Source organism: Pantoea sp., from assembly GCF_032114055.1.
Classification (GTDB): domain Bacteria; phylum Pseudomonadota; class Gammaproteobacteria; order Enterobacterales; family Enterobacteriaceae; genus Pantoea.
In genome coordinates, this window is sequence record NZ_DAMCTB010000001.1 from 412,852 (window position 1) to 439,150 (window position 26,299).

The following is a 26,299-nucleotide window of genomic DNA, read 5'->3' on the forward strand; positions in this document are numbered from 1 at the left end:
GGTGGCGGCCGCTGCCGCCACTGCCTTCACTGCTGAAATGCATACACATTTCCTAAGTCTAGCAGTTTCGTCAGCGCATCCAGCGCATCACGTCCCTCGCGCAGCAGCTGCGGGTCACTCAGGTCAGCCTGGGTCAGGCGATCGCGATAGTAGCGGTCCACCCACTCATTCAGCGTGGTAAAAAGCCGATCGTTCATCAGCACTGCCGGATTTACCGCCTGCTGCTCCTCGGGGGTCAGCACGACACGCAGCCGCAGGCAGGCCGGGCCACCGCCGTTATACATGCTCTCTCGCAGATCAAACACCTTCAGGGTTTTGAGTGGCGTATCCCCCTCAACCTGTTCACACAGGTAGCGCCAGACCCCCGCATGCTGACGGGACTCTTCTGGCAGCACCAGCATCATGCTGCCGTCGGGATGTGTCAGAAGCTGACTGTTAAACAGATAGGTTTCCACCGCCGCTTTCACCGATACCCGGTTGTCCGGCACCTCCATGGCGACAAAACCCGGTACGCGCGCCTGAAGCCGGGCCAGCAGCGCGGGCTGATCCACAAAGGCGTGCTGGTGACAGAAGAGCATCTGCTGGTTACTGACCGCAATCACGTCGTTATGGAAGACGCCCTGATCGATTACCGCCGGATTCTGCTGCGCAAACAGCACGCTGTCGGGTGAGAGCTGATGCAGGCGGGCGACCGCTTCGCTGGCCTCCCGGGTCTGTCGGGCCGGATAACGCTGCGGCGCCTTGCCCTCATGGCTGCCGTCGCGTCCGTAGACGAACAGCTGAACGCCGCGCTCACCGTAGTCACCACCCAGCCGGTTGTGGTTCGCTGCTCCTTCATCGCCAAACATCGCGACCTGCGGCAGCGCATCATGCACGCTGAAGTAGCGGTCGTCGCGGAAAATGGACCGCAGCAGAGAGGCTGTTTCCGGCGCTTCTATCGCACGGTGAAACTTGTTGTTGAGATTCGCCACCGTGAGATGAACACGGCCATCAAGACTGTCTGCTGAGGGAGATACCGTGGCCGCATTGGCCACCCACATCGCGGAGGCCGAGCTGGCCGCAGAGAGTAAGCCGGGTGCGGTCTTTCCGGCTGCGGCCAGCACCTGCTCATCGCTGCCCCCGAAGCCAAGCTGGCGCAGTGCCGCGATATTGGGCCGCTCATGCGGCGGGATCACTCCCTGCACAAAACCCATATCGGCCAGCGCCTTCATCTTCAGCAATCCCTGCTTCGCGGCCAGACGGGGATTCGACGGCTGCAACTGATTGCGGGTCGAGGCTTCATTACCAAATGACAGCCCGGCATAGTGGTGAGTCAGGCCCACCAGCCCATCGAAGTTGGCTTCAGTCGCCTTCATGCGTCGCCCTCTGCAGAGAAGTCCAGTCCCGGTGACAGCGTGGCAGGCAGCGTCAGATCCGGGGTCTCCAGCGAGGCCATCGGCCAGGCGCAGTAGTCCGCCGCGTACCAGGCGCTGGCGCGATGGTTACCCGAGGCGCCTATCCCGCCAAACGGCGCGGTACTGGCGGCCCCGGTCAGCGGTTTGTTCCAGTTAACGATCCCGGCACGAGCTTCAAGCAGCAGCCGGTCAAACTGCGCGCGCTCAGGAGAGATCAATCCGCACGAAAGCCCGTAGCGGGTCTGGTTTGCCAGTGCGATTGCCTCGTCGAAGGTGTCATAGCGCACCACGCCAAGCAGCGGACCAAAGACCTCTTCATCCGGAATGCCCTGCACGCCGGTTAAGTCGATGATGCCTGGCGTCAGAATGGCGCTGTGACGATCCGGCCAGCGCATCGCCAGCAACACGTTGCCCCCCGCCGCCACCCGCCGCTGCCACTCAGCCATAATCTTCTCTGCCGCGCCGGTGGAGATGACGCTGCCCATAAACGGCTGCGGCTCGGCGTTCCAGGCGGCCGGTTGCAGCCGGCCTGCGACTTCGACCAGCCGCTGCAGGAAGGCGTCACCCGCCGCGCCCCGTTTCACCAGCAGACGACGCGCGCAGGTGCAGCGCTGCCCGGCGGTAATAAAGGCGGACTGCAGCGTAATGTTGACCGCCGCATCCACATCGGCCGGATCCTCCACGATCAGGGCGTTGTTGCCGCCCATCTCCAGCGCCAGCATCTTTTCAGGCTGACCGGCAAACTGGCGATGCAGCTGATAGCCGGTATGCGCGCTACCGGTAAACAGCAGACCGTCGATCTGGTCACAGGTCGCGAGCGCCTGACCGGTTTCCCGTCCCCCCTGTAACAGCGCCAGCACACCCGCAGGCAGGCCCGCGGCCAGCCAGAGTTCTGCGGTTTTTTCGGCCGTCAGCGGCGTGAGCTCACTGGGTTTAAACACCACGCAGTTACCCGCCAGCAGCGCCGGGACAATATGACCATTAGGCAGATGTCCGGGAAAGTTATAGGGGCCAAACACCGCCAGCACGCCATGGGGGCGATGCCGCAGCGAGCTTTCGCCTTCGTGGTGCTCACCGGTGCGGTTATGGTACGCCTTCACCGAAAAGCCGATTTTGTTGATCATCGCGCCCACTTCCGTCAGGGCTTCCCAGTGCGGCTTGCCGGTTTCACGGGCAATGGTTTCTGCCATCTCCGTTTTATGCGCTTCAAGCCCGGCCGCAAACCGTTCGATGATCGCCTGCCGCTCCGCCAGGGGCCGTCTGGCCCACGCCGGAAAGGCGGCACGTGCCGCCTCACAGGCGACGCTGACCTGGCTGGCCGATGCCGCATGGCCCTGCCACAGCATTTCGCCGCTGACCGGATCTGCTTTTGTCATCAGCTCAGCGTCGCCGCCCAGCCACTCTCCTTTAATCAGGTGCGTCATGCTGTTTTCTCCTCTTTGCAGAGCGTGACCACGCGCAGGCTGTCGCCCGGCTGGCAGTGCAGCGCCCGCATCTGTTCATCCGTCAGAGATACGCTGTTGCCGTCGGCCTTTGCCGCAATCAGCGCCACACGGAACTGATGGTAATGCTGGTTAGCCACCAGACAGAGCGGCGCATCCACCGGGTTTTCACCGCGTTCGGCGCGGCGCAGACGGCTTTTACGCACGGCGCGGATATGATCGATATCGCACTCCAGCGTCGGGCCGCCATCAAAGATATCGACATAGTTGAGGTAGCGGAAACCTTCCGCTTCCAGCACCGCCCGGGCCGGCGCGGTCTGCGGATGAACCTGTCCGATGACCGCCTGTGCGTCCGGCGTCAGGTAGTCAATGTAGAGCGGATGCTTTGGCATCAGCTCGGCGATAAAGGCTTTCTGTCCGGTGCCGCTCAGGAAATCGGCCTTACTGAACTCCATCGAGAAGAAGCGGCTGCCAACACTTTCCCAGAACGGCGAATGGCCATGCTCATCACTGACGCCGCGCATTTCGGCCACCACGCGGTCGGTAAAGCGTTCACGGAAGCTGGCCATAAAGAGAAAGCGGGACTTTGACAGCAGATAGCCGTTTTTGCCGTCACGGTAGTCGGGATCGAGAAACAGTGTGCAAAGCTCACTGCTGCCGGTGTGATCGTTACTCAGCGACAACGTAGGCAGCGCCGCATAGACATTCAGCTCTTTCGAGGCGTGAACCTGGGTGCCGACCCGGAAGTTATACCAGGGATCCTGCAGGCCGACCGCCACCTCAATGGCGCAGATGCCGATGGCGCGGTTATCTTCGCTGTCGGCCAGTACAAAGACATAACCCTGCTCTGCACGTGGCAGCGTGCCCTCCCAGGTCTGCAGCGACCGCTCGATACGCGCCTGTAAGGTAGCGCTGTCAGCGGGCAGCGAGGTCAGCCCTCCCCCCGTTTTACCGGCCAGTGCCATCAGCTGGCTCAGGTCATCGCGTTCAACCGGACGGATTACCATCATGATGAGGATTCCCGCACCAGACGCTCACAGGTTTCCGCAAAGCGGGCCATGCCCAGTTTCACTTCCTGCTCGCTGATATTCAGTGCCGGCGCAAAGCGCACTACGCTGGCACCCGCAATCAGCACCATCACGCCCATTTCAGCGGCGGCAAGGTTGATCGTTTTGGCTTTACCGGCAAAATCGTCACTCAGAACGGCACCGATCAACAGACCCAGGCCGCGCACCTCTTTAAACAGGTTCAGACGCTGGTTGATCTCGTTCAGTGCCGAGACAATCCACTGATGACGCTGCGTAACGCCCGCCATCACGTCTGGCTGGTTAATCAGCTCCATTACTTTTCCGGCCACCGCACCGGCCAGCGGGTTGCCGCCGTAAGTCGTGCCGTGTGTGCCAACACCCATGACGCTCGCCAGATCTTCGCGTGTCAGCATTGCACCAATCGGGAAGCCACCGCCCAGGGCCTTGGCGCTGGTAAGCACATCCGGCGTGACGCCATAGTGCATGTAGGCATAGAGCGAACCGGTGCGACCGACACCACTCTGCACCTCATCAAAAATCAGTACGGCCTGATGTCTGTCACAGAGTTCGCGCAGGCCACGCAGGAACGCCGGATCGGCAGGCAGTACGCCCCCTTCACCCTGAATCGGTTCCACAATCACGGCACAGGTATGATCATTGATTAGCTCGGCCGCGGCGGCCAGATCGTTGAACGGCGCATGCTGGATCTCAGGCGGCAGTGGCGCAAAATCTTTTGAATAGGCAGGCTGACCGCCCGCTGAGACGGTAAACAGGGTGCGGCCATGAAACGCGTTTTTGAACGCCACAATGCCGCTTTTATGCGGGCCGACACGGTCGTGGGCCACTTTACGCGCCAGCTTAAGCGCCGCTTCGTTCGCTTCCGCGCCGGAGTTGCAGAAGAAAACCCGGTCTGCAAAGGTGGCATCAATCAGCTGTTTCGCCAGACGGAGAATGGGTTCATTGGTGTAACCGTTACCGGTATGCCACAGACGTGCTGCCTGCTCCTGCAACGCCTGTTGTAGTGCCGGATGCGCATGTCCTAACGCATTGACCGCAATGCCACCCGCAAAATCGATGTAGTCTTTGCCGTTCTGATCCCAGACGGTCGAGCCTTCTGCGCGAACCGGTATAAAAGTCGCAGGCGCATAAACCGGCATCATCCATTGGTCGAAATCGTGACGTGAAACGTGCAGTGCCATAACCCATTCTCCTGCCTGGCCTTACCGGTCTGGTAAAGCTTTTGTTTTAAAATTGTTAAGGGATGTTGAAATGCTGTCCTACTGTAATTTGCACTTACCGTGCCAGCCAGAGAATTTGTGCATAAAAATAAAGCGTAAACGCAATATCAATAAGTTACACAGTGTCACTATTCACTAAATTTGCATATATAGTGAATAATTGTCCTACCGCAGCGCCACGGCCGGTTTTTAAATAGCGGAATTATGCAAATACGGGATGAAATATCGCTTTTGTGATCGCTGATAAACTATCTCTCCATAAAAACTCATTTTTCGCCCTGTTCTGGCGCGTTTTGCTTCGCGATGGTGCAGCGGCGATCGCGCCTGTTCAGCAGGCTGAACTCAGTGATCCGGTAAAATTCAACAGGCTGTTTTCACCTAACGCGGCAATCACTGTTTAATTAAGAGACAATTTAAGACTGTTTTTCATACGACCGTAAATAGAGTGGCAGAATGAATAGCCATTATTTCCAGCGTCATTATTCAGGCAGGCATCATTAACCGTAAAAGATGAACAGATATTAATATGCAGGCTAATGATTAGAATAAAATCCATAAATTTTTATTCCCCATCATAAATAAAATTTAATCTGACAGGCGAATTAAGTGGTTTAAAAACACACAAACCCAATCGCTTTCTTTTTGATAAATCAAGTTAACTCACTGAATTTTTAGCAATATATATCAATCATTAAAAAAATCCAGCCAGAAGAAAAGCTTATCTCCGGCGCAGGTTATCTTTTTTCCCTCAGTCTTATCTGCACAATGAATATAGAAATCACATTTTGTTACGCATATTACGCTTTGTAATTTACCGGTTCTATGTCATTTTCACTGCGCCCCTATCAGGGGATAATAATAATGATTCAGAACAGGGTAATAAAATGATGAAGCGCACTTTACTGGCGGCTGTGATGCCGTTACTGCTCGGGCTCGCCTCCGCTCAGGCAGCAGAGATTTATAACAAGGATGGCAATAAGCTGGATCTGGTCGGTAAAATCAACGTCTCCCACCTCTTTTCTGACGATGTTAAAAATGACGGTGATACCTCCTCCTATTCCCGCCTGGGTTTCAAGGGTGAAACGAAAATCAGCGAGCAGCTGACCGGGTATGGCTTCTGGCAGTACCAGTACAGCCTGCGCAACTCTGAAGGCAGTGACGCGCAGACCGGCAACCGTACCCGTCTGGGCTATGCGGGCCTGAAGTTCGGCGAAGCGGGCTCACTGGACTACGGTCGTAACTACGGCCTGGTTTATGACGTGCTGAGCTACACCGATATGCTGCCGTTCTTCGGCGGCGACTCCGGTTATACCGATGCGTTTCTCTCTGGCCGCTCGACCGGTGTGCTGACCTGGCGTAACAGCGACTTCTTTGGTCTGGTGCAGGGCTTAAATCTGGCCGCGCAGTATCAGGGCAAAAACGATCGCAGCAGCAACGTGGATGGTGTCCGTCGCTCCAACGGCGATGGCTTTGCCCTCTCCGCCTCTTACGATTTCGATTTCGGCCTGAGTTTTGCTGGCGCGTTTGCCAGCCTGGATCGCACCACAACGCAGAACCGTGCTGCGCGCGGTGAAGGCGAAAAAGCGCAGCACTGGGCGACCTCGGCGAAATATGATGCGAACCAGATCTACCTGGCGGCAATGTACGGTGAAACCCTGAACGCCACGCCGGTGACTGGCGGCTTCGCGAATAAAGCGCAGAATTTCGAAGCGGTGGCGCAATATCAGTTCCTGAACGGTTTCCGCCCTTCGGTCGGCTATGTCTCATCGAAAGGCAAAGAGATCGAAAATATCGGCGACGCTGACATCATTAAATACACCGCGGTCGGGGCAACTTACTACTTCAACAAGAATATGTCGGTGTATGGTGAATACCGCATTAACCTGCTGAAAAAGAGTAACCCGCTCGGTCTGGCGACCGACGACATCACCGCACTGGGCCTGATTTATCAGTTCTGATGTGAAAAGCGGGTCCGGTTCTGTTTACCGGGCCTGTCTGATGCAGGGGTTACGCAGCAGGTGGCCTTTCGCCCGCCGACCTGACTAAACTCACGGTGACAGACTCCTGCATCAGCTCCTCCATATTCGCGGAGGCCAGCAGCGTGGTGGCCTGTCCGGCAGGCACCGGGCGGCTGAAGAGGTAGCCCTGACCGTAGTTACAGCCGCGCTTTCTCAGCCACCTCAGCGTCGCCACATCCTCAATACCTTCGGCTGTTATGATCACATTCAGCCCCTGACAGAGCCCCAGCAGCATCTCAACCACTTTTCGCTGCTCGACCCCGGTCACGATGCCCGCGATAAACGACTGGTCAATCTTGATTTTGGTAATGCCCAGCCCCAGCAGAACAGAGAGGTTTGAGTAACCCGTACCAAAATCATCCAGAACAACCCCGATGCCATCCTCCTTCAGCAGGCGAATCGCCTGACGGGCATCGTCGGAGATCGCCATGACATTCTGTTCGGTGATCTCCAGTTCGAGCATGACCGGCCCGGCGTGCTGCATAATGCGGGAAAGGCAGGCGGTCAGCGCCGGTCTTAGCAACTGCTCCGGCGTGATATTCAGCGACAGACAAAGCCCGGCTGGCCATGACCGGGTGGCACTGACCGCATTCTGCAGCAGCGCCACGGTCAGGCTGTCCATCAGCCCCAGCCGTTCCACTACCGGCAGAAACTCAGCGGGAGAGACCGACTGACCTGATGCGGTGATCCAGCGCGCCAGGATCTCAAAGCCGGTAATGTTGCCGGTGCGCAACGACACCAGCGGTTGCAGAAAGGGAACTATGGCCTGACCTCTGATGGCGGCCACGACCTCCTGCTCCATCCTCTCCCGCTGAAGAAATCGCTGCTCCATGTCCGGTGAAAATTGCGCCAGGTGAGTGTGCTTATCGCGCCTGGCCTCGTACAGTGCCAGATCGGCAGCCCGGACCACATCAGCCTGTTCTGTGCAGGCTGAGCTGGCAATACCCGCAGAGAGACTGAGGCAGGTGTGCGCGCTGGTCCGGATCGCGCTCGCACGCTGACAAAGCTTTGCGGCGGCCGCAGACGCCTGTTCAGGCGCAGCATTGGCCGTGACAAGAGCAAACTCATCCCCGCCGATGCGGAAAACCTGGCTTTCCATGCCGGCGAATGCGGTCAGCAGATTCGCCAGTGCGATGAGCGTGGTATCTCCCTGAAGATGGCCGTTAAGCTCGTTAATTGTCTTGAATTCATTGATGTTAAGCAGTGTCAGGGTATAAGGCGTACCACTGGCGTCAAGCGCGGCGAGATGCGCACTGAACGCACGGCGGTTCATCAATCCTGTCAGGGAATCAGTGCCAGCCAGCCTGAGCGCATTTTGTTTTGCCCTCAGCGTGTTGCGCAGCAGACTGGCGATCAGCAGCGCCGGAATAATCATCGCCAGCAGAGCAAAGCTGGAAGAGGTCAGGATAAAGCGCACCCGTTCGCTGGTTTCAAAATTTGTGTCATAGCCCAGCCCCAGCAGTCTGCAAAGCCACCCCTCAAGCCCGAACTCCCACAGCGTGGAGAGCAAAATGATGGTCGCAATATTCAGCACTACGAGCCAGAAAAGTTTCAGGCGCATGCGTTCATTCCCGGTGTCAGAAAGTGTCAGAATTCTGTGTTGATTTTTCAGTAAAAACCGGGGGCGTTTTTTTATAGATTGTCTGCTCAACGGCCGACGATAATCACCCCTTCACGCATTCTGCTGTCAGAATTTATGCGTTCTTACCCGTCCCGATGCGCAGGACAGCATCCTCTGCTGCCTGGCGCGTACGGCGTACTGCAATCGTAACGATGAGTGTTCTATCGGCAGCGGCGGCCGGATTAACAGGCCTGTCTGCTAAAATTTGTGCACTGCTAAGGCTTTCTGGCGCCAGTTCAGACAGAGAAGCGCGGGCTCTGCCGTTAAGCAGTGGATATCCTGCACGGTCAGCCTTGCAGAACCGGCTGGGTAAGCGGCTGAAATGTAGCGGGAATCGAAGCGGCCTTACAGATTGTGCTGACTGCGCGCAGGGGGGTGCTGCCAGTCAGGTTGACATCAATTTAATTTGATTCAATACTGTCCGCTCTTATTGTCGGTTTCAGCGTCGCAGGCATTTCCCGCCGCCAGCTCAGCGTCTGAAAGCCTTGTATCTTCTCTCTTCAAAGAGATACGGTTACCCTTAATCCTGCCCGGAACATGCATACAACTTCACGGCTGAAGAGTGTTTATAATCTGGCCGTTCTGCCCCTGACTCAATTGAGTAATGATATGAATAATGCAACCGTGGGGATCGCTGATACACCCTCCGCCGGTGCGGCGCCGGAAACTATCGACCAATTTCTCTGTTTTGCCCTCTATTCCGCCTCACACGCGATGACAAAGCTTTATCAGTCGCGACTGAAGCCGCTGGGGCTGACCTATCCGCAGTATCTGGTACTGCTGGTGCTCTGGGAGAAAGACCACCTAACAGTGTCAGAAATTGGCGCCCGCGTCAGGCTCGATTCCGGCACACTCAGTCAGCTTCTGAGACGGCTTGAGCGCGCCGGTACTCTCTGCCGTCAGCGTGACACCGGAAAGGATGAACGCCGGGTGATCATCTCGCTGACGGAACAGGGCCACCAGCTCCGTGTCGCGGCGGCGGGTGTACCGGCAGATATGGTTTCCGTGATGGATACCGCCTGCAGTGAGCTGGGTGAACTGACAGCCCGGGTCGCTGTACTGCGCGAAAAGCTGCTTAAGGCGTTGCCATGAGAATGGCTGATGATCTGGTCGGGCCGAATCGCCTGAGGCGACTCTGTTCAGAGACTGTTCAGCAGAACCTTTGCCCTGGAGTTTCTTTTGAGTACCCATAAACCGGTAGATATGGATGATATCCATGCGGTTGTCGGACACGCGGTCTCCAGCCTGCTGAAGTCAGGTCAGACAGCAGGCATACAGGATATCATCGCCTTTCTGAAAAATAAGGAAGCGCAGTCCGTTAATGGCCAGAGGGAGCTTTACGCCAGAGCCATTCATATTGTGAAAAGCCTGGTAAACTGATTCCCGGCGGGCGGGCAGCCTTGGCGCACCTGCAAAGCCGCGCGGCGGAATGCTCATCCGGCCCGGCTGCTCGTTTCTGTCATTACGCCCATCTCCCTCGGCACCCTGCTTACTTTTGTGCCTCTCCGCGCCAAGTCCGCGCCTACAGCGCGGTTCCGGTGGGAGCCATCAGATTAAAGCGATCGTTCTGCAGCGCGTCACCCATTGCCATCGGTGGCTCAACCTTCAGCGTGATCCAGTTAGAGGTCACCCGCTGCTGCTTACTGTCCTCCAGGGTCACCGACAGGCGATATTCGTTGCTGGCGTCCGGCGACGGATCCCATTGCGGCAGGATGACGCTCCAGCCCTGCGGGTCAGCGTTGTTGGCTGGTGGCGTCAGGCTCAGCACCTGAGTGTCGCCCTGCCAGCTGACCGCTCTGATAGCGTTGCTGGCGCGCACCTGCAGCTTCAGCGGCAGGCTCTCGCCGCTGCTTAACTGCCAGGGCGGCGTCGCCAGAAAGACCGATAGCGTTTTGCGCTGGCGGAAAGCGAGCACCGGCGTATTATTGCGGGTCACGGTATCGTAGCGGCTGCCGCGCAGCGAGTGGGCTTCGGCGACGTTACCGGCATCAAGCTGACGGCTCAGCGCCACGCCGAACCGGTAGTTAAGTTTCAGCCCCAGCTGGTCCTGACTTTCGCCGGCGCTGCTGGTTTTGTGGCTCGCGGAGAGCGTCACCAGCGGCACAGGCGTGTAAGAGAGGCCAAAGGACATGGCGGAAGGGTTATGATAGCGATTGCCGCTGTTAAACAGATCGACATTTTCACCCAGATATTGCTGATAGCTGACTGACACGCCCAGCTGACGATAAAAAGGCAGATAGCTCTGGCTGGTAATGTCATAGCCCCGCGCCATGCGCTGCTGCTGTGAACGGCTAAGGTTTTTCCAGCCGGAGAGTGGCTGATAGTAGTTAGCAGAGAGCCGCACCGAATCGCTCCAGGCTTCTGTGCCCACAGAAGCGCGCTGCAGGCCACTGCTGAAGATCCGATCCACAAACCCGTTGTAGCCCAGCAGCCAGTTCCCGGCTTCCCAGCGTTGCCCCAGACCCGCACTGCCGACAAGCCCGTTACTGGTATCGTGCAGCCCCAGCTGGCTGAACGTTAACAGGCTCTCCTCATCAGCCAGGGCGCTGAAAAGATCCCCGCCGGTGCCGGTGAAATTACCCTCCATATCCACTTTCAGATCCAGCTGCGCGGTTCCGTAGGGCGAAAGCAGCGACTGCCCTTCGTTCTCAACCCGCTCGGCTACTTCATCACGCAGGTGATTAAAGGCCCAGACACCCGCCTGCTGGCCAAAAGTGACATCGTTATCGCTGTTGTTACTTGCCTCTCCGATACTTTTGGCAATGGCGGCCAGCTTTTTGCTCCACTCTTCATTCTGGTCACTCACGCTACCCAGTGTTGGCAGCGACGCACTGTAGCGCGCAGGATCATCAAAAGGTGTCTCTGACACCTGCGTTTCAGTCTGCATCGCGCAGACGCTTTGCGTAGCAGCCAGCGACAGCGCAATAAAAGCGTAAACCCCTGTTTTCTGTATCATGTCACCCGGCACATTGCTCTGTTCGTTGCTGAGATAAAGTCAGAAATAGTGACTATTACCTTAACATATTGTGACGAAGATGCAGGACAGCAGCAGCTATTTGTGCATATACCAGAAAAGTCTGGCAGAAAAAAAGGCCTGCCCGTGGGCAGACCTGCTATTCACACTGCGGATCAGGAGAAGATCAATCCGCCATCCACGTTGATTGTCTGTCCGGTGATGTAGCGAGCGTCATCAGAGGCCAGAAACGCAACCAGCCCGGCGACATCCTCCGGCTGACCGGCCCGCTTCAGCGGAATAGTATTGACCCATTCCGCCATTAGCTCACCTTTGCCATAGGTTTTCTCCGCGCTACTGAGGATCTCACCCCAGACGCGATCGTTATAGTCCCACATCTCGCTCTCAATGATGCCCGGACAGAAAGCGTTGACCGTGATGCTCCACGGCGCCAGCTCCAGCGCCAGACTCTGGGTAATGCCGATCACCCCCATTTTGCTGGCGGCGTAGTGCGGCGTGTAGATAAAGCCCTGCCGCCCCTGACCGGATGAGGTGTTGATCAGGCTGCCGCTGCGCTGCTGCACCATATACTTCGCCGCCTCACGGCAGCAGAGCCAGACGCCGGTAGTATTCACCGCCAGGATGCGTTCAAAATCGCTTTTCGGCATCGTGTCAAAACGATCAATAGTGATAACGCCAGCATTCTGTATCGACACGTCGATGCGGCCAAAGCGTGCAAAGGCCTGCTGATAGAGCTGCTGCACGGCGGCTTCATCCGTGATATCGGCCTGCAGGGCCAGTATCTCACTGCCATAATGCTGCTGAAGCTGGCTGGCGGTGCTGAAGACCCGCTCATCATTCGACACCATTACCAGCTTCGCCCCATCGCGGGCAAAGCGCGCCGCAATACCGGCACCGATACCCCGGCAGGCACCGGTAATCACGACGATTTTTCCAGGTTGTTCGTGGCTCATAATCGCTCCTGTTAACTGTGACGGACATCAGTAAGGGGAACCGCCTGCTGCTTTCTTTCATGGCGACGCAACAGCACCACTTTGCTTTGCAGACGTTGCTGGAACTGGTCGATCACCACCGCTGTCACGATCACCAGACCTTTGATCACCATCTGCCAGAAGTCGCTGACCCCCATCATCACCATGCCATCCGCCAGGAAGACGATGACAAACGCGCCGATGATCGAGCCCGACACCCGTCCGCGTCCACCCGCCAGGGCCGTGCCGCCCAGAACGGTAGCGCCAATGGCGTCCATCTCAAACATATTGCCGGTCATCGGATGTGCGGTCTGTAGCTGAGAGGCCACCACCAGCCCGACCAGGCCGGCACAGAGGCCGGAAAAGGCGTAAACAAAGATCTTCACCTTGATAATCGGCACGCCCGCCAGTCGCGCGGCGGACTCATTGCCACCAATGGCATAGATATAGCGTCCCAGTGGTGTTTTTCGCGTCAGATAGAGACCCAGCAGCAGGAAGCCGATCATCAGCCAGATCGGCAGATAAACGCCCAGCACGGTGCCGGCACCCAGCACGGCAAATCCCGTGTTGCCCAGCGCCGGTAGCCCGACCAGGTTGGCATAAGTGCCGCCGTCATTGAACAGCAGGGCCGCACCGCGCGCCACATACATCATGCCCAGCGTACAGATAAAGGGCGCCACACCCAGTCGGGTAATTACAGTGCCGTTAATCAGCCCCACCAGCACGCCAAAGATCGCGACCACCAGAATCACTTCGGGCACATTGAGAAACAGCGTGTTACCCCCCCACAGTGGAATACCATTGGTCAGGAGCGCACCCGCGACCATGCCGCAGATGCCGGCGACTGCGCCGACCGAGAGATCGATCCCGCCGGTCAGAATTACCAGCGTCATACCAATCGCCAGCAGGCCAGTGATGGCCACATGCTGCGTCATGATCAGCAGGTTTGAGGGGGTCAGAAAGTTCGGCACCATCACGCTGAAAAAAGCGATCACAATCAGCAATGCAATAAAGGTGCGTGCCTTGAGCAGATACATATAGAGCAGATAGTGTTGATTCATGACATTCTCCGGCCAGCTTAGCGCCTGGCCCACCAGGCAAAAGGGTTGCTGACAGTCCGGGCACGGACAGTGCATAACAACCCGACGTACACGCAATACAGAAGGATGGTGAGCACGGCTCGCGTTCTGACTGACAAATAAAATAGCCCTGACAGGCTTTTAATCCTGCGGGGTTGATGCGGCAATCAGCTGTTCCCGCGTCACCGCTGCGCGTGGCAGGTCAGCCGTAATGCGGCCATCGGCCATGACCAGAATACGGTCCGCCAGCGCCATCACCTCATCGAGTTCGGAGGAGGAAAACATCACTGCCAGCCCCTGCTGAGCCAGATTGCCAATCAGGTGATACACATCGGTTTTCGCGCCGACATCAATGCCGCGCGTAGGCTCATCCAGCAGAACCACCTGTGGCCCGGTCATCAGCGCCTTACCCAGCACCACCTTCTGCTGATTGCCGCCGCTCAGCGACGTTACGGGCAGTTCAGGGTTGCTGACCTTAATCGCCAGATGACCAATCATTTCGCTGACCCGCTGCTGCTCCCGGCCCGGATGCAGCCGCCCCAGCGCCCGGCGAAACCCGCGCAGACTGAAGTCGGAAAGCGTCATGTTGGCGGTGATCGACATCAGCTCAATGACCCCTTCGCCCTTGCGATCTTCGGGCACCAGCGCAAGCCCGCTTTTCAGGCGCTGCTGGAAGCTACGTTTTGCCAGATTGCTGCCCGCCAGCCGGATCTGCCCCGACTGACAGGGCATCAGCCCTATCAACCCCTTAAACAGCTCGGTGCGTCCGGCCCCCAGCAGACCATAGATGCCGATCACCTCGCCCTTGCGCAGCGTAAAGGTGACATCGTTGAGTTTGTAACCCCCGTTCTGATGCAGCGCGGTCAGCCCCTCCACCTCCAGCACCGTTTCGCCCTGCGGCGCAGGCTGATAGTCGAACTGCTTTTTCTTGTCGCCCACCATCTGGGCAATAATCCACGGCACGCTGGCGTCGCACACTTCGCGCTCGCTGATAAAGCGGCCATCGCGAAAAATAGTGATGTGATCGCCAATTTCCATCAGCTCTTCCAGCCGGTGAGAGATGTAGATAATGGTGACCCCGCGCCGTTTCAGCTGGTCGATGACGCTGAACAGCACTTTGACTTCTGACTGACTCAGCGCACTGGTGGGCTCATCCATGATTAGCACCCGCGTATCCTTCGACAGCGCCCGGGCAATCTCCACCAGTTGCTGATGACCGATACCCAGCTCGCCCAGCGGCGCATAGGGATCGACATCCAGCTGCAGCCGCTCCAGCAGCGACTTCGCCAGCGCGTACTGATACTTTTCGTTAATCACGCCGCGCTGAAAGAATTCGTTGGCGATAAAGATGTTGTCCATCACATTCATGTTGGGGAACAGATTCAGCTCCTGAAAAATAATGCTGATTCCGTGCTTCTCCGCCTGATGGGTGGAGTTCAGCGCCACCTCCCTGCCATCCAGCAGGATCTTGCCGGACGACGGCGTTTCTACCCCGGCCAGCATCTTCATCATGGTGGATTTACCCGCGCCGTTCTCCCCGATCAGGACATTGACTTTGTTGCGGTAGACACGGTAATTGACCTGATCCAGCGCCGTAACGCCGGGATAGAGACGCGACACATTGCGCGTTTCGATGATCACATCATCGGATTGCTGCGGTTGAGAACTCTGCATCTGCCGCTCCTTACTGCCGGGTAATCGCGGCCGGGGTGATATCCGGCAGCGACGGCGGAATGTCCCAGCTGCTGAACACGCCCGTGACCTTCACCTTATCGCCCACTTTAGGCGCGAACTGCTTCATCAGGCTGGAGGCTTGCTGGTTAATGGCCTTGCCATAGTCGCCAAACAGTACCTGATCGTTAAAGTCCTGATAGCTTGCGCCCCGGTAAACATCCCGAAGCGCAGTGCCGCGGATGATCGGCCCGGCCTGAATAGTGACACTGTCACCTGATTCATCCTTTACGGTCATCTTTCCGCTGCGCGACGTCGTATTAAGCGCCGTCACGTCACCCTGCACCGAAACAGTGAACACGCAGGGATTTTCCGCCTGGCTGCGATAACCAAACTGCTGACAGGCGCTGTCAAAATCTTTGGCAGACTGCAGCGATTTCATCAGCGTCGCCAGCGGCCGGGCCTCCGCCTGAATCTGCGGTACCAGTTTCTGCTGCCAGAGCTGATCGATATTTGCCATTTTCGGATTAGGGGGATTTTTTAAATCGGCCAGCTCCTGCTGTGACACAATTTTGCAGCCGCTTAACAGCATGACCAGCAGCGACAGCCAGACTCTTCGGGACATCATCTTCTCCCTGGCGCCTGCCTGCGCAGGCGCGACAGCGGTTAATTACGACTTATAGTTAAAGTCCTGAACACCTTTGGCGTTTTCCGGGGTAATCAGAATGCCGCGGAACATCACCCGCTGTTTTTCCGGCTTCACGCCCTTCTGGATATAGTTATCCAGATCGGTCACCCCTTCAGCCGCGATGGCCTGCGCCTGCAGCATGACCGTCGCTTTCAGCGTGCCCGCTTTCACTGCATCGCGTTCATCGTTACTGCCATCGATGCCCACTACGATGACATCATTACGGCCAGCGGCTTTCAGCGCCGCAATCGCGCCCAGCGCCACCGGGCCATTGCCGCAGATCACCCCTTTGACGTCCGGATGTGCCTGCAGGATGCTGTCCATGATGCGCTTGCCGTCGATCAGCGTGCCCTTCGCATCCTGGCGCGCCACGCTCTGCATATCAGGATATTGATCCAGTACCTGGTGGAACGATTTCGAGCGGGTCACGCAGTTGTTGTCTGCAAGATTGCAGGCGAGTTCAGCGTATTTACCCTTTTCACCCATCTTCTCAACAAAAACGTTGGCGACATCGGAGCCCGCCTGGAAGTTGTTATGGGTGATCTGCACCAGTGCCACATCATCTACCGGGATTTCGCGGTTGATCAGCACCACCGGAATACCGGCATCCTTCGCTTTCTTAATCGCCGCAACGCTGGCAGTGGAGTCGGCGTTATCCAGCACGATACCCTGTACTTTCTTACCGATGGCCGCGTCGATCAGTTCACTCTGTTTTTTGACATCTTCACCATGCGACAACACCGTGGTTTTGTAGCCGAGCGCCTGCGCCTTGAGATTGGCACCTTTCGCTTCAGAGGCGTAATAAGGGTTATCGAGGGAGTTAACCAGAATCATAATGGTGCCCTTTTCAGCGGCAAACGCCGCCTGCGACAGCAGACAGGCAGCCACGGCACTACACAGCAGGGTACGGTTTTTCATGATGTTCTCTCTTATCGTTATGGCAGGGTATCGGGGCCCGGGTGTTGAGTCGGTCTTACCAGATGGTAAAGCCGCCATCGATCATTAAATCTGCGCCGGTGATCATGTCGCTGCCGTTGCTGGCGAAAAACAGTACGGCGGCGGCGATCTCATCGGTGTAGGCAAAGCGACCCAGCGGGATCAGTTTTTTCATCTGTTCCCCCTTTTCGCCGCGCCAGGCTTTCTCGCCCATCGGTGTCAGGACAACAGTGGGTGACAGGGTATTGACGTTAATCCGGTGCGGCGCAAACTCTTTAGCCATCACTTTGGTCATGCCCAGCAGACCGGCTTTGGCTGAGGTGTAAGCAACATGGTTATCAATTGCGATAGAGGCCGCCTGAGAGGCGATATTAATAATTTTTCCGCCCGTGCCCGCCCGGATCATCAGCCGGGCTGCCGCCTGCGAACAGAGAAACGGTCCGGTGAGGTTCACCGCAATCTGCTTCTGCCACTCGGCAAAATCCGTTTCAATGACCGGCTGCAGCATGACGTAGCCCGCACAGTTCACCAGTATGTCGATCCGGCCATAGTGGGAAACCACCGCCTCAAACGCCGCGTCCACCGACGCAGGATCCGTCACATCACAACAGATAAACTGCACCTGTCCGGCGTCGAAATCCGCCTGCAGGCTGGCGACCTTTTCCGCCTCAAACGGTGGATAAAGCAGTGCCAGACGTGCGCCTTTCTCCAGCAACATCTCATTCGTTGCCATGGCGATGCCGCCCAGTCCGCCGGTCACGACCGCCACTTTGTCAGCCAGATTCAGTGCGGTATCCACGCCGTAGCGCAGGTTTACGTCATATTCACCACTCATCCCACTCTCTCCCTCAGATTTTTGCTGCCGCCAGTGACGCATTCATTTTCGAACAAAAATATATGCTATCGAAAAGAAACGTTATGTGGGGCAGATCAAATTTCGACCATTTGCCATCCGGCCTGGCTTATCTGGTTGAAAAGGCGTGATCTCGCTTGCAGTAAGCAAATAAACTTTGTTGCAGGCAATCAGAAAAGCGTGAACGATTCAACAGCCTGTCTGTTTTTTATTTTCGTTCGAAAACGAAACCCCTCACTGGCTATCTCGCATTCATAAAAATGGCGCGGTAAACTCAGCCCTGGAACGTTATTTGCCCGAACCGACAGATGATTGGAAAAGGGAGCATTTCGATTGAAAAGCAAAAGTGAGCAGCTCGCTGACATGCAGCAACGCCGCGAGAAAATTCTGGAAATGATCCGTGAAGATGGCACGGTGACGGTCAAAGCGCTGACAGAGACGTTTGGGCTGACCGAAGCGACGTTACGCAGTGACCTGCGTATGCTGCAAAAACAGGGTTTTGTGCAGCGCTACCACGGTGGTGCAACGCTGATGACGGGTAAACAGAACACCGGCGCAATGCTGCTGGAACGTCAGACGCATCTGGAAGAGAAAGAAGCGATTGGCCGGCTTGCCGCACAGCATATCGAAAATGGTGATACCGTGATTTTTGACTCCGGTACCACCACGACGGCGATTACGGATGCCATCAGCCATATTCGTCGTCTCTCTGTGGTCACGACAGCGGTCAATATCGCGCTGAAACTCGGCGGTGAGCCAGGGATTAATATCCTGCTGACCGGCGGCACCTTTAAATTTCCGACGCTCTCCACCTCCGGTGAAAAAGCCGCCAGCTTCTTTGAAAACGTGCTGGCCGAAAAACTCTTCCTGGCGACGGCCTGCATATCACCACGACTGGGGCTGAGCTTTCCAAGTGAAACCGACATCAAGGTCAAACTGGCGATGATTAACTCCGCCAGCACGGTTTATGTGGTCGCGGACTCCAGCAAAATCGACAAGGTATCGATGTTTGCGCTGCCGTGCGACTGGAGCAACATCCATTACCTGATCACCGACAGCGGTATCAGTGCCGCGCAGGTTAGCGCGTTTGAAGCACTGGGCGTAAAAGTGCTGGTGGCCCCCTTGCCACTGAAGCGGGCGATGTAACCGGCTATCGGGGCGGCAGCGAAAACCCCATCCGTTAAACTACGCACCACAGTGAAGCGGGCAGGAAAGACCTGCCTGACGCGCAAAGTGTGCGAGCCAGGGATGGCGAACCCGATCTGCAGGAAAGCGGGTTCCCTTTGCGACTGGACAGGCCTTTCCTGCACGAGACACCGCGCTCCCCGAAACCGCCTCTCCTCATTAAAACACCGCTGAAGCAAAAGGCGTGCCGTTATCTGGAAAAAAGGGGGCCAGAACAGGCGCGTAAATTCTGATTTTTATGCGTTTCATAACGCAAATCGATAAAATTTTTCGCTCGAAAGGCATTAGAAAAAATTAATAGTTTCCAGTTGAATTCATTGCGTGCCAGAATGCATAACATCAGTCAGAATAACTTTTACCCTGCGATCATTCAGTTCGGTTAAACTATCGCTTTCGCTGGCGCTTTTCCTGCACCGAAACCCGCGTCCAAAGTGTCCGGTAACACGCATCGTCAGCAGGCGCAATGGTTTGAATTCTCAAAAGTCTTAGGTAGACTAATCGCGTTACTATCCTGATGTAATCTGACCTTATTTCTTTAACAGAATTTCGGCACGATGCGGCGCGATACACAGCGCCTCCTGCATTGGGCCTGGCAATATGCAGATACTTTGATGAGATCACGAGGAACATGGTGAAAAAGAGTCTTGCGTTAACGCTGCTGGCGGTGCTTACCCTGGCAGGCTGTAAGGCCCCGCCGCCGCCCGTTACAGACGATACGCTGGTGACCAGCGAAATTAACGGCGTCAAACTGGTCCATCGACATGCTGTCGCGGCACCGACTGAATTCGAACCGGTTAACCAGACCTGGCGGGCGCTCTATAGTGCCTCCGTTATGACCTCGCCTGACTACGGTGGCAAAGTGGTCCGCTATCTTGAAACAGGCAAACCCTTTGAAGTCCTGGGTAACGTCGAACATAACTGGCTGGCGATTGCCGATCAGGCTGATGGCCCGTTAATTGGTTATGTCCCCCTGAAGGCAGGCGTGGAAAGCAGCCGTTACGATGCCACCCTGCAGAGCGATCGTCCCCGTCCGCGCAAAGCGAAACAAGTTTGTGTCGCCGTTGGCGGTGCCAGTAAAGCCTGTCGGACTAACGATACCGCGACCTGGATCTTAGACTGATTATGAAATCCGGCGCATATTGCCCGCAGCACTGTTCCGCTCTGCGGGGACAGGGTGTTGCCATTGGCTGGAAGATCGCAAATTAATGACTGTGGAATCCCCGGCGCGTGAAGCGCCTCCCTCAGGCAATGAGAATCTGTTGCTGCAGGCTGCCGCGCCACTGCTGAACGCCGTGGTGCAAATCCGGCAGGCAGCGACTCATGACGATCCTGCAGGGCTGCGCCAGTCACTGATTGATGAAATCCGCCAGTTTGAACAACGCTGCAAACAGGCAGGACTCCCCTTCGAGATGATTATCGGTGCACGTTACTGCATCTGTAGCGCCCTGGATGAAGCGGCGGCACAAACCCCCTGGGGCACACGCGGCGTGTGGTCAGGCAACGGTATGCTGGTCACCTTCCATAACGAAAGCTGGGGCGGCGAAAAATTCTTCCAGCTTCTGTCACGCATTTCACAGAGTCCACAACAGCACCTCTGGCTGCTGGAGGTCGTGCAATACTGCCTGCTGCTGGGCTATGAAGGCCGCTATCGCGGCAGTGAAAACGGCCGCATCCAGTGCGAAGGCATCCGTAAGCGCCTCAAGACCCTGATTGATGAGACGCGCGCGCAGCGTCAGACGCCGCAACCGCCGCTGGTAGAGGTGCACCCGCTGGTCAGCACCCTGGCCCGCCCGATGGTGCCGCTCTGGGCCTGTGCCATGCTGGTCGCACTGATCGGCTGTCTGATCTACAGCGGTCTGAACTGGCGGCTCGGTAATGCTGCCGAACCGCTGCTGCGCACCATCTATCAGATGCCGCTTCCGCAGATCACGGCAGGCCGCCGTCCCTCTTCTCCGCAGGCGCTGCTCGACCTGCGCCAGCGCCTGAACGATGTCATTGCCGCCGGACAGCTTGAAGTCAGCGACGGCGCATTCGGCAGCAAAGTGATTATTCCGGCGGACAAACTCTTCGCCGAACAGGGCACGGTCATCAACCCCGTGGGCCGCGCCCTCATCGCCCGTGTCTCCGCCGCGATGAAAGATGTAAAAGGCACCATTCTGGTTTCGGTCTTTACGGACGATCGCCCGGTGGATAACAGCCGCTTTGCCTCCAGCTACGAATTCTCCTTTGCCCGTGCACGCGCCATTACCCAGTTGCTCCAGCTACAGCTGGCTGACGGCCATACGGTGCGATCTGAAGGCCGTGGCGACAGCGATCCGCTTCTGCCCAACGACAGCAGCGAAAACCGTACCCGCAACCGCCGCGTTGAAATCACGTTGTTTGCCGCGCCAGAAACGCTCAGTAATCATCAAGGAGCACAATAAATGCGCGCTTCCCTTCGCCTGCTGCTAACGCATCGCCTGCTGTGGAGCTTTATTGGCGTCACGGCGCTCAGTTGCCTGGTCTGGATGCTCGGGCCCTTCTGGTCATGGGATGAATCCCGCCCGCTGGAATCCGTGCTGCCTCGCCAGCTCACCGTAGGCGTTCTCTACTTTCTCTGGATCCTGTTTCAGCTGATTCCGGCACTTTACCGTGCCTGGTTTAACAGCCGCCTGCTGACGCAGCTTCAGGTGAGCAGCCACGACGATCCGGCAGAGCGCCAGATCACAGAGGAACGGCTTAATCATCGCTTCAGCGAAGCGGTAATGCAGCTCAAGCGCACCCAGTTTGGCCGTCGCCACAGCGGCAGCCTGCTTTCGCGTGTCAACGCCAGTTATCTCTATCAGTTACCCTGGTACCTGGTGATGGGCGCGCCGGGCGCCGGCAAGACCACCGCGCTGTTTAACGCTGGTCTCGATTTTCCACTAACCGACACGCTGGGGAAAACCGCCGTTCGTGGCGTCGGCGGGACCCGCAACTGCGACTGGTGGTTTACCGATAGTGCAGTGTTGATCGACACAGCCGGTCGCTATGCGCTTCAGGAGAGCCAGCGCGTGCGCGATGCGGCGGAGTGGCACACCTTTATTAATCTGCTTAAACGTTATCGCACCCGCCAGCCGATCAACGGTGTCATCATGACCATCAGCGTGGCCGACCTGCTGAGTGACTCTGCCGAAGCGCGTTTCGCTCAGGCCAGCGCGCTGCGTGAACGCATGGCGGAGCTGCATCAGCAGACCGGCATTCATTTCCCGGTCTATGTGATGGTGACCAAAACCGATCTGCTCAAAGGCTTCATGAGCTATTTCGGCACAATCGATAAAGCACGACGTGACGCGATCTGGGGTTTTACCTTTAACCGGGAACCGGCTAAGCCTCACAGAGATGACTGGCATAACCATTTTAATCAGCAGTTCAGACGGCTTGAAGAGCAACTGCAAGAGCAGCTGGCGGAGCAGATGGCACAGGAACGCGACCTCAACGAGCGCGCTGAGTGCTTCCTCTTTCCGCAGGAGTTCGCCTCACTGCGTTCACTGCTGAATGAATATCTGGATATTGTCTTTTCTGAACATCAGGATGCCGTCGCCTGGAGCCCGCGTGGCCTCTTCTTTACCAGTGGTACCCAGGAAGGCCTGCCATTTGATCGGGTCATGGGTGAACTGAGCCGCAAACTGCAGCTTCGTCAGGCAGGTGAACACTCTATCGCCGCCTGGGATAGCGTGAACCGTAACAGCCCGATTCCTGGCAACAAAGGCCAGAGCTTCTTTATTCGTGACCTGTTGAGCGATCTGATTTTCAAAGAGAGTGGCCTGGCGGGCAGCAACCGTCGCTGGGAATATCGTAATCAGCTTTTCCACTGGATAGGCTACGGTGTGCTGGCAGGCGCGCTACTGATTGCCAGCGGCCTCTGGAGCCTCAGCTACTATCAGAACCAGCACTATCTTCAGCAGATTGCTGCGCGGATACCGGCTATTCGCACACAAAGTCAGCAGGTGATTCATCAGCCTGCTGATAATATTTTTGATCTGCTACCCTTTCTGAATAATCTGGTAAAGCTGCCGCTGTCAGCACATTTTTCTCTCGATAATCCGCCGCTTACTATGCGGGCTGGCTTATATCGCGGCAGTCAGGTCAGCGATGCCGCCTGGGTGCTTTATCAAAATGCGCTTAAGTCTCTGTTGCTGCCCCGGGTCGCCCAGCAGATTACCAATATCCTGCGCAACGATCCGGGCGATGACAACGCCTATAGCCGCAATGCGCTTCGCGCTTATCAGATGCTCTATCAGCCGCGAAATTATGATGGCGAATTTTTGCGAGCCTGGCTGCTGCAGAATTTACAGCGAAGTCTGCCTGATACAGTCAGCGCCCGCGATTTGCAACAGCTGGACTGGCATCTGAGTCAGCTGCTGGATCAACAGATACAGTCGTCGCCTTATGCGCGGGATAATGCCCTGATGATGCGCAAGCTGGCTGAGAATCTGAACATAGCGGGTCAGTCCGGGGCTATGCTGGCCGTGACGCCAGCGCATCCGGCACCGCAGGCGAACCCGCATAGCGGGTCATGGTGAGGTGAATATGGCGGCTCACACGGCTCCCGGCTGGTATGGCAAGCTGCCGTCGACCGGGGACTTTTTGCATCGCCGGCTGAGCGAACAACAGATCGGCCCATGGAACCACTGGTTCCAGCAGGGATTATTGCACTGGCATCAGCAGGCCTGGTCGTTAAGCGCGAACTTTCTTAACGCGCCGGTGTGGAACTTTGTTCTGCCCGTCACCGCAACCCGGCCGCAGATTCAGATGGGCTGCTTGCTGCCCTCCTGCGACCGTGTCGGGCGCGCCTGGCCGCTGCTGGCGCTGCACAGTTTTTCGCTGGCGCAGTGGCATTCTGCCCAGCTCGCCATCTCCGGGGACTGGTTTCAGGATCTGGGTGCAACGCTGTTGCAGGCGGTTCAGACACCGCTGAACGGTGAGCAACTTGAACAGCATATTCAGGCCCTGCCGCCGCTGATGGTGCCTGCGAGAAAGCCGTCGGAAATCATGGACGTGATTGGTTTTCAGGATCTGCCCTGTACGCTGAGCTGGCGTGAAGTGGCTGAACGTTTCGATCCACAGCAGCACATAAGCTACTGGTGGAGTAACCGCAGTGATGGTTTTACCCATGCGACTCACAAGCATAGCGGCAACCTCACGGCGCAACTGTTTTCGTTACTGTTTAACCCGGCTGCAGGTTCACAGCCGGGGCGTAATGGCCTCTATCCTCCGATGTTCGAATGAGGCCGGATGCGTTTGCCGTCTAATCTGGGATAACTCATGCAATTTACCATTGTGCAATGCACTACGGATGTTCCGGTCAGAAGCGTCGCGTTTCAGCCACCTGGCGGCACCATTGGCCGCAGTCAGGACAACGATCTGGTGCTGCCGGATGAGACACGCGCGATTTCACGGCTGCAGGCGCTGGTTCACCTGTCGCATGACGGCGAGTGCCGCCTGACCAATCAGGGCAGCGTCACGCCGGTCGAACATAACGGCCTGACGCTGGGACGCGGCATGCAGGTGCTGCTGAAGCATGGTGATGCGCTGCGGATCGGCGACTATACGCTGGAGGTGCGTGATCCCGCCTGCCAGAGTATACCGAGCGACCCCCTGGCGCTGTTTGCCGGCGACAATGACGACCCTGCCAATCCGCTGGGTATTCAGGACCCTCCCGACGTGGAGGCCGCGCTGCTGGTCAGCGAGGCGACACCTTCACGCCATGAGCGCCACACCGACGCACGGCTGGCGATTGATCCGCAGGCCAGTGAGCCGCGCCGGGCGCTGATGGCGCAGCCGGTCGATCAGGACAGGCTTGTCGCGGCGTTGCTTGAGGGAATGGGGCTGAGCAACGGCCACGCTACGCCAGTGGATGAAGAGCAGATGCGCATTACGGGCCGGATGTTAAGCCTCTTTTCGCAGGGTACCGTGGCGCTGCTCTCATCACGATCTATCCTCAAGCGCGGCGTCAAAGCGGACATGACGATGATCCTCAACGAGGCCAACAATCCGTTTAAGATCCTGCCATCCGGCAAAACCGTACTGATGCAGATGTACCAGAGTCAGATGCCTGGCTTTATGCCGCCGGAACAGGCTGTGCGCGATGCGCTGGTCGATCTGCAGGCCCACCAGCTGGGCATGATTGCCGGTATCCGCGCGATTATCGCGGCGATGCTGCAATCCTTTAATCCGCAGCGGCTGGAGGAGCAGGCGCGCGCCGATGGCGTATTGTCAAAACTGCCCTTCTCTACAGTGAAAAAGGCGGCGCTGTGGGACTACTTTATTCGTAACTACCAGAGAACAGCGGGTGAGATCGATGATGATTTCCATACGCTGTTTGGTGAAGCTTTCCTTCATGCCTACGACATGGAGGTCAATCAGTATAAAGATTCTCAAACGCGGGTAGATGAAGCATGAAGATCGTTTTTGCCAGCCGCTGTCAGCAGGGCCTGCGTGATGAGAATCAGGATCGCACTGGCGCAGAGCTGGATGAGCGCAAAGCCTGTTTCGTGGTCTGTGATGGGGTGGCCGGTCTGCCTGGCGGTGAGGTGGCGGCGCAGCTGGTACGTGACACCCTGCTAAGCCAGCTACAGGTATATGACACCTTTACGCCGGAACGTACCCGTGAGGCGGTTGAACAGTGCCGCGCCGTACTTCACGAGGCACAGGGTAAAAATCCGAAATATTCCCGTATGAGCACCACACTGGCGGCCCTGTTTATCGACCGCGAAAAACAGCGCGCATGGTGGGCGCATGCCGGTGATAGCCGGGTTTATCACTTCCGGCGTGGCGTGCTGCATGAGGTCACCCGTGACCACAGCCTGGCGCAGCAACTCAAAGAAGCAGGCTATGAAAATACCGGCATTAACAGTAATTTACTTTATAATGCGCTCGGCGCTGAGCCGCCTCGCTTAGTGAGCTTCTCGCAGGAGATTGCTCTGGAGGATGGCGATGCGTTTCTGGTCTGCACCGACGGTTTCTGGCTGAACCTGACCAGCGGTGAAATGGAACAGGCGCTGCGCATGGTCAATGCCTGCGAAGAGTGGCTGGCCCTGATGGAACAGGCGGTAAGCCGCAATGTTAAGAAAGACAATCTCAGCGCCCTGGCGGTCTGGATTGGTGAGCCGGAAGAGGCAACGCTGCTCTATTCACTGGCTGATTCGGCGCGCTTCCTGCCGCCTCGATTTTGATTCCA

Annotated in this window: 22 protein-coding genes; 10 read left to right on the forward strand and 12 right to left on the reverse strand. The window is 57.0% G+C overall.

All coding sequences use genetic code 11. The features are described from left to right. Window positions 1-26 precede the first annotated feature (26 nt). From astB to RT657_RS01970, 4 genes are read right to left on the reverse strand one after another with little or no spacing between them, the layout of a single operon-like run. Complete coding sequence (gene astB / locus RT657_RS01955) at window positions 27-1,355, reverse strand: N-succinylarginine dihydrolase (protein ID WP_313652042.1); 1,329 nt, start codon at window positions 1,353-1,355, stop codon at window positions 27-29. Further along, window positions 1,352-2,818: a succinylglutamate-semialdehyde dehydrogenase gene (astD, locus tag RT657_RS01960; RefSeq protein ID WP_313652044.1), complete on the reverse strand. Its 1,467-nt coding sequence runs from the start codon at window positions 2,816-2,818 to the stop codon at window positions 1,352-1,354. The genes astB and astD overlap by 4 nt, the downstream gene beginning before the upstream one ends. After that, the gene (astA, locus tag RT657_RS01965) at window positions 2,815-3,846 is read right to left on the reverse strand and encodes an arginine N-succinyltransferase (protein WP_313652046.1); all 1,032 of its coding nucleotides are present in this window, start codon (window positions 3,844-3,846) and stop codon (window positions 2,815-2,817) included. The genes astD and astA overlap by 4 nt, the downstream gene beginning before the upstream one ends. Then, window positions 3,843-5,063, reverse strand: coding sequence for an aspartate aminotransferase family protein (locus tag RT657_RS01970; protein WP_313652048.1), 1,221 nt, complete (start codon window positions 5,061-5,063; stop codon window positions 3,843-3,845). Before RT657_RS01970 ends, astA begins: the two co-directional genes overlap by 4 nt. Window positions 5,064-5,986: 923 nt before the next feature. Here RT657_RS01970 and RT657_RS01975 point away from each other — a divergent pair. Then, a complete protein-coding gene (locus tag RT657_RS01975) occupies window positions 5,987-7,060 on the forward strand; it encodes a porin (RefSeq protein ID WP_313652051.1) in 1,074 nt (357 codons plus the stop codon). Between the two features lie 49 nt (window positions 7,061-7,109). Here the strand turns inward: RT657_RS01975 and RT657_RS01980 are convergent, their stop codons facing one another. Continuing rightward, complete coding sequence (locus RT657_RS01980; RefSeq protein WP_313652053.1) at window positions 7,110-8,681, reverse strand: bifunctional diguanylate cyclase/phosphodiesterase; 1,572 nt, start codon at window positions 8,679-8,681, stop codon at window positions 7,110-7,112. A gap of 669 nt (window positions 8,682-9,350) precedes the next feature. Here RT657_RS01980 and RT657_RS01985 point away from each other — a divergent pair. Together RT657_RS01985 and RT657_RS01990 are read left to right on the forward strand one after the other, a co-directional pair. After that, window positions 9,351-9,833: a MarR family transcriptional regulator gene (locus RT657_RS01985; protein ID WP_313652056.1), complete on the forward strand. Its 483-nt coding sequence runs from the start codon at window positions 9,351-9,353 to the stop codon at window positions 9,831-9,833. A gap of 87 nt (window positions 9,834-9,920) precedes the next feature. Further along, complete coding sequence (locus RT657_RS01990) at window positions 9,921-10,121, forward strand: hypothetical protein (protein WP_313652059.1); 201 nt, start codon at window positions 9,921-9,923, stop codon at window positions 10,119-10,121. Between the two features lie 142 nt (window positions 10,122-10,263). On the opposite strand, the gene RT657_RS01995 is transcribed toward RT657_RS01990, so the two are convergent. From RT657_RS01995 to RT657_RS02025, 7 genes are all read right to left on the reverse strand, one after another. Then, window positions 10,264-11,697, reverse strand: coding sequence for a YchO/YchP family invasin (locus tag RT657_RS01995; protein WP_313652061.1), 1,434 nt, complete (start codon window positions 11,695-11,697; stop codon window positions 10,264-10,266). A gap of 173 nt (window positions 11,698-11,870) precedes the next feature. After that, entirely contained in the window at window positions 11,871-12,668 is a 798-nt protein-coding gene (locus RT657_RS02000; protein ID WP_313652063.1) for an SDR family oxidoreductase, read from the reverse strand. 11 nt (window positions 12,669-12,679) lie between these two features. Beyond that, complete coding sequence (locus RT657_RS02005; RefSeq protein WP_313652065.1) at window positions 12,680-13,747, reverse strand: ABC transporter permease; 1,068 nt, start codon at window positions 13,745-13,747, stop codon at window positions 12,680-12,682. A 159-nt stretch (window positions 13,748-13,906) separates the two neighbouring features. Next, the gene (locus tag RT657_RS02010) at window positions 13,907-15,439 is read right to left on the reverse strand and encodes a sugar ABC transporter ATP-binding protein (RefSeq protein WP_313652067.1); all 1,533 of its coding nucleotides are present in this window, start codon (window positions 15,437-15,439) and stop codon (window positions 13,907-13,909) included. Between the two features lie 10 nt (window positions 15,440-15,449). Beyond that, entirely contained in the window at window positions 15,450-16,061 is a 612-nt protein-coding gene (locus tag RT657_RS02015) for a DUF2291 domain-containing protein (RefSeq protein WP_313652692.1), read from the reverse strand. A 45-nt stretch (window positions 16,062-16,106) separates the two neighbouring features. After that, a complete protein-coding gene (locus tag RT657_RS02020; RefSeq protein ID WP_313652069.1) occupies window positions 16,107-17,042 on the reverse strand; it encodes a D-ribose ABC transporter substrate-binding protein in 936 nt (311 codons plus the stop codon). A gap of 55 nt (window positions 17,043-17,097) precedes the next feature. Next, on the reverse strand, window positions 17,098-17,895 hold the full coding sequence (locus tag RT657_RS02025; RefSeq protein ID WP_313652071.1) for a GolD/DthD family dehydrogenase: 798 nt from the start codon (window positions 17,893-17,895) through the stop codon (window positions 17,098-17,100). A gap of 351 nt (window positions 17,896-18,246) precedes the next feature. Here RT657_RS02025 and RT657_RS02030 point away from each other — a divergent pair, with 351 nt between their 5' ends. From RT657_RS02030 to RT657_RS02060, 7 genes are all read left to right on the forward strand, one after another. Next, window positions 18,247-19,059, forward strand: a complete 813-nt coding sequence (locus RT657_RS02030) for a DeoR/GlpR family DNA-binding transcription regulator (RefSeq protein ID WP_313652073.1) — start codon at window positions 18,247-18,249, stop codon at window positions 19,057-19,059. 667 nt (window positions 19,060-19,726) lie between these two features. Beyond that, a complete protein-coding gene (locus RT657_RS02035; RefSeq protein WP_313652075.1) occupies window positions 19,727-20,218 on the forward strand; it encodes an SH3 domain-containing protein in 492 nt (163 codons plus the stop codon). An 85-nt stretch (window positions 20,219-20,303) separates the two neighbouring features. Beyond that, entirely contained in the window at window positions 20,304-21,521 is a 1,218-nt protein-coding gene (icmH, locus tag RT657_RS02040; RefSeq protein WP_313652077.1) for a type IVB secretion system protein IcmH/DotU, read from the forward strand. Then, complete coding sequence (tssM, locus tag RT657_RS02045) at window positions 21,522-23,642, forward strand: type VI secretion system membrane subunit TssM (protein WP_313652080.1); 2,121 nt, start codon at window positions 21,522-21,524, stop codon at window positions 23,640-23,642. A gap of 7 nt (window positions 23,643-23,649) precedes the next feature. After that, window positions 23,650-24,348: a type VI secretion system-associated protein TagF gene (gene tagF, locus RT657_RS02050; protein WP_313652082.1), complete on the forward strand. Its 699-nt coding sequence runs from the start codon at window positions 23,650-23,652 to the stop codon at window positions 24,346-24,348. A 36-nt stretch (window positions 24,349-24,384) separates the two neighbouring features. Next, window positions 24,385-25,521, forward strand: a complete 1,137-nt coding sequence (tagH, locus tag RT657_RS02055) for a type VI secretion system-associated FHA domain protein TagH (RefSeq protein ID WP_313652085.1) — start codon at window positions 24,385-24,387, stop codon at window positions 25,519-25,521. Beyond that, window positions 25,518-26,294, forward strand: coding sequence for a serine/threonine-protein phosphatase (locus RT657_RS02060; RefSeq protein WP_313652087.1), 777 nt, complete (start codon window positions 25,518-25,520; stop codon window positions 26,292-26,294). Before tagH ends, RT657_RS02060 begins: the two co-directional genes overlap by 4 nt. The last annotated feature ends 5 nt before the right edge of the window (window positions 26,295-26,299 follow it).

Excerpts from the sequence above, each read along its gene's own strand:
- astB (WP_313652042.1), bottom strand. The coding sequence starts at position 1,355 with ATGAAGGCGACTGAAGCCAACTTCGATGGGCTGGTGGGCCTGACTCAC.
- astD (WP_313652044.1), bottom strand. The coding sequence starts at position 2,818 with ATGACGCACCTGATTAAAGGAGAGTGGCTGGGCGGCGACGCTGAGCTG.
- astA (WP_313652046.1), bottom strand. The coding sequence starts at position 3,846 with ATGATGGTAATCCGTCCGGTTGAACGCGATGACCTGAGCCAGCTGATG.
- RT657_RS01970 (WP_313652048.1), bottom strand. The coding sequence starts at position 5,063 with ATGGCACTGCACGTTTCACGTCACGATTTCGACCAATGGATGATGCCG.
- RT657_RS01975 (WP_313652051.1), top strand. The coding sequence starts at position 5,987 with ATGATGAAGCGCACTTTACTGGCGGCTGTGATGCCGTTACTGCTCGGG.
- RT657_RS01980 (WP_313652053.1), bottom strand. The coding sequence starts at position 8,681 with ATGCGCCTGAAACTTTTCTGGCTCGTAGTGCTGAATATTGCGACCATC.
- RT657_RS01985 (WP_313652056.1), top strand. The coding sequence starts at position 9,351 with ATGAATAATGCAACCGTGGGGATCGCTGATACACCCTCCGCCGGTGCG.
- RT657_RS01995 (WP_313652061.1), bottom strand. The coding sequence starts at position 11,697 with ATGATACAGAAAACAGGGGTTTACGCTTTTATTGCGCTGTCGCTGGCT.
- RT657_RS02000 (WP_313652063.1), bottom strand. The coding sequence starts at position 12,668 with ATGAGCCACGAACAACCTGGAAAAATCGTCGTGATTACCGGTGCCTGC.
- RT657_RS02005 (WP_313652065.1), bottom strand. The coding sequence starts at position 13,747 with ATGAATCAACACTATCTGCTCTATATGTATCTGCTCAAGGCACGCACC.
- RT657_RS02010 (WP_313652067.1), bottom strand. The coding sequence starts at position 15,439 with ATGCAGAGTTCTCAACCGCAGCAATCCGATGATGTGATCATCGAAACG.
- RT657_RS02015 (WP_313652692.1), bottom strand. The coding sequence starts at position 16,061 with ATGTCCCGAAGAGTCTGGCTGTCGCTGCTGGTCATGCTGTTAAGCGGC.
- RT657_RS02020 (WP_313652069.1), bottom strand. The coding sequence starts at position 17,042 with ATGAAAAACCGTACCCTGCTGTGTAGTGCCGTGGCTGCCTGTCTGCTG.
- RT657_RS02025 (WP_313652071.1), bottom strand. The coding sequence starts at position 17,895 with ATGAGTGGTGAATATGACGTAAACCTGCGCTACGGCGTGGATACCGCA.
- RT657_RS02035 (WP_313652075.1), top strand. The coding sequence starts at position 19,727 with ATGGTGAAAAAGAGTCTTGCGTTAACGCTGCTGGCGGTGCTTACCCTG.
- icmH (WP_313652077.1), top strand. The coding sequence starts at position 20,304 with ATGACTGTGGAATCCCCGGCGCGTGAAGCGCCTCCCTCAGGCAATGAG.
- tssM (WP_313652080.1), top strand. The coding sequence starts at position 21,522 with ATGCGCGCTTCCCTTCGCCTGCTGCTAACGCATCGCCTGCTGTGGAGC.
- tagF (WP_313652082.1), top strand. The coding sequence starts at position 23,650 with ATGGCGGCTCACACGGCTCCCGGCTGGTATGGCAAGCTGCCGTCGACC.
- tagH (WP_313652085.1), top strand. The coding sequence starts at position 24,385 with ATGCAATTTACCATTGTGCAATGCACTACGGATGTTCCGGTCAGAAGC.
- RT657_RS02060 (WP_313652087.1), top strand. The coding sequence starts at position 25,518 with ATGAAGATCGTTTTTGCCAGCCGCTGTCAGCAGGGCCTGCGTGATGAG.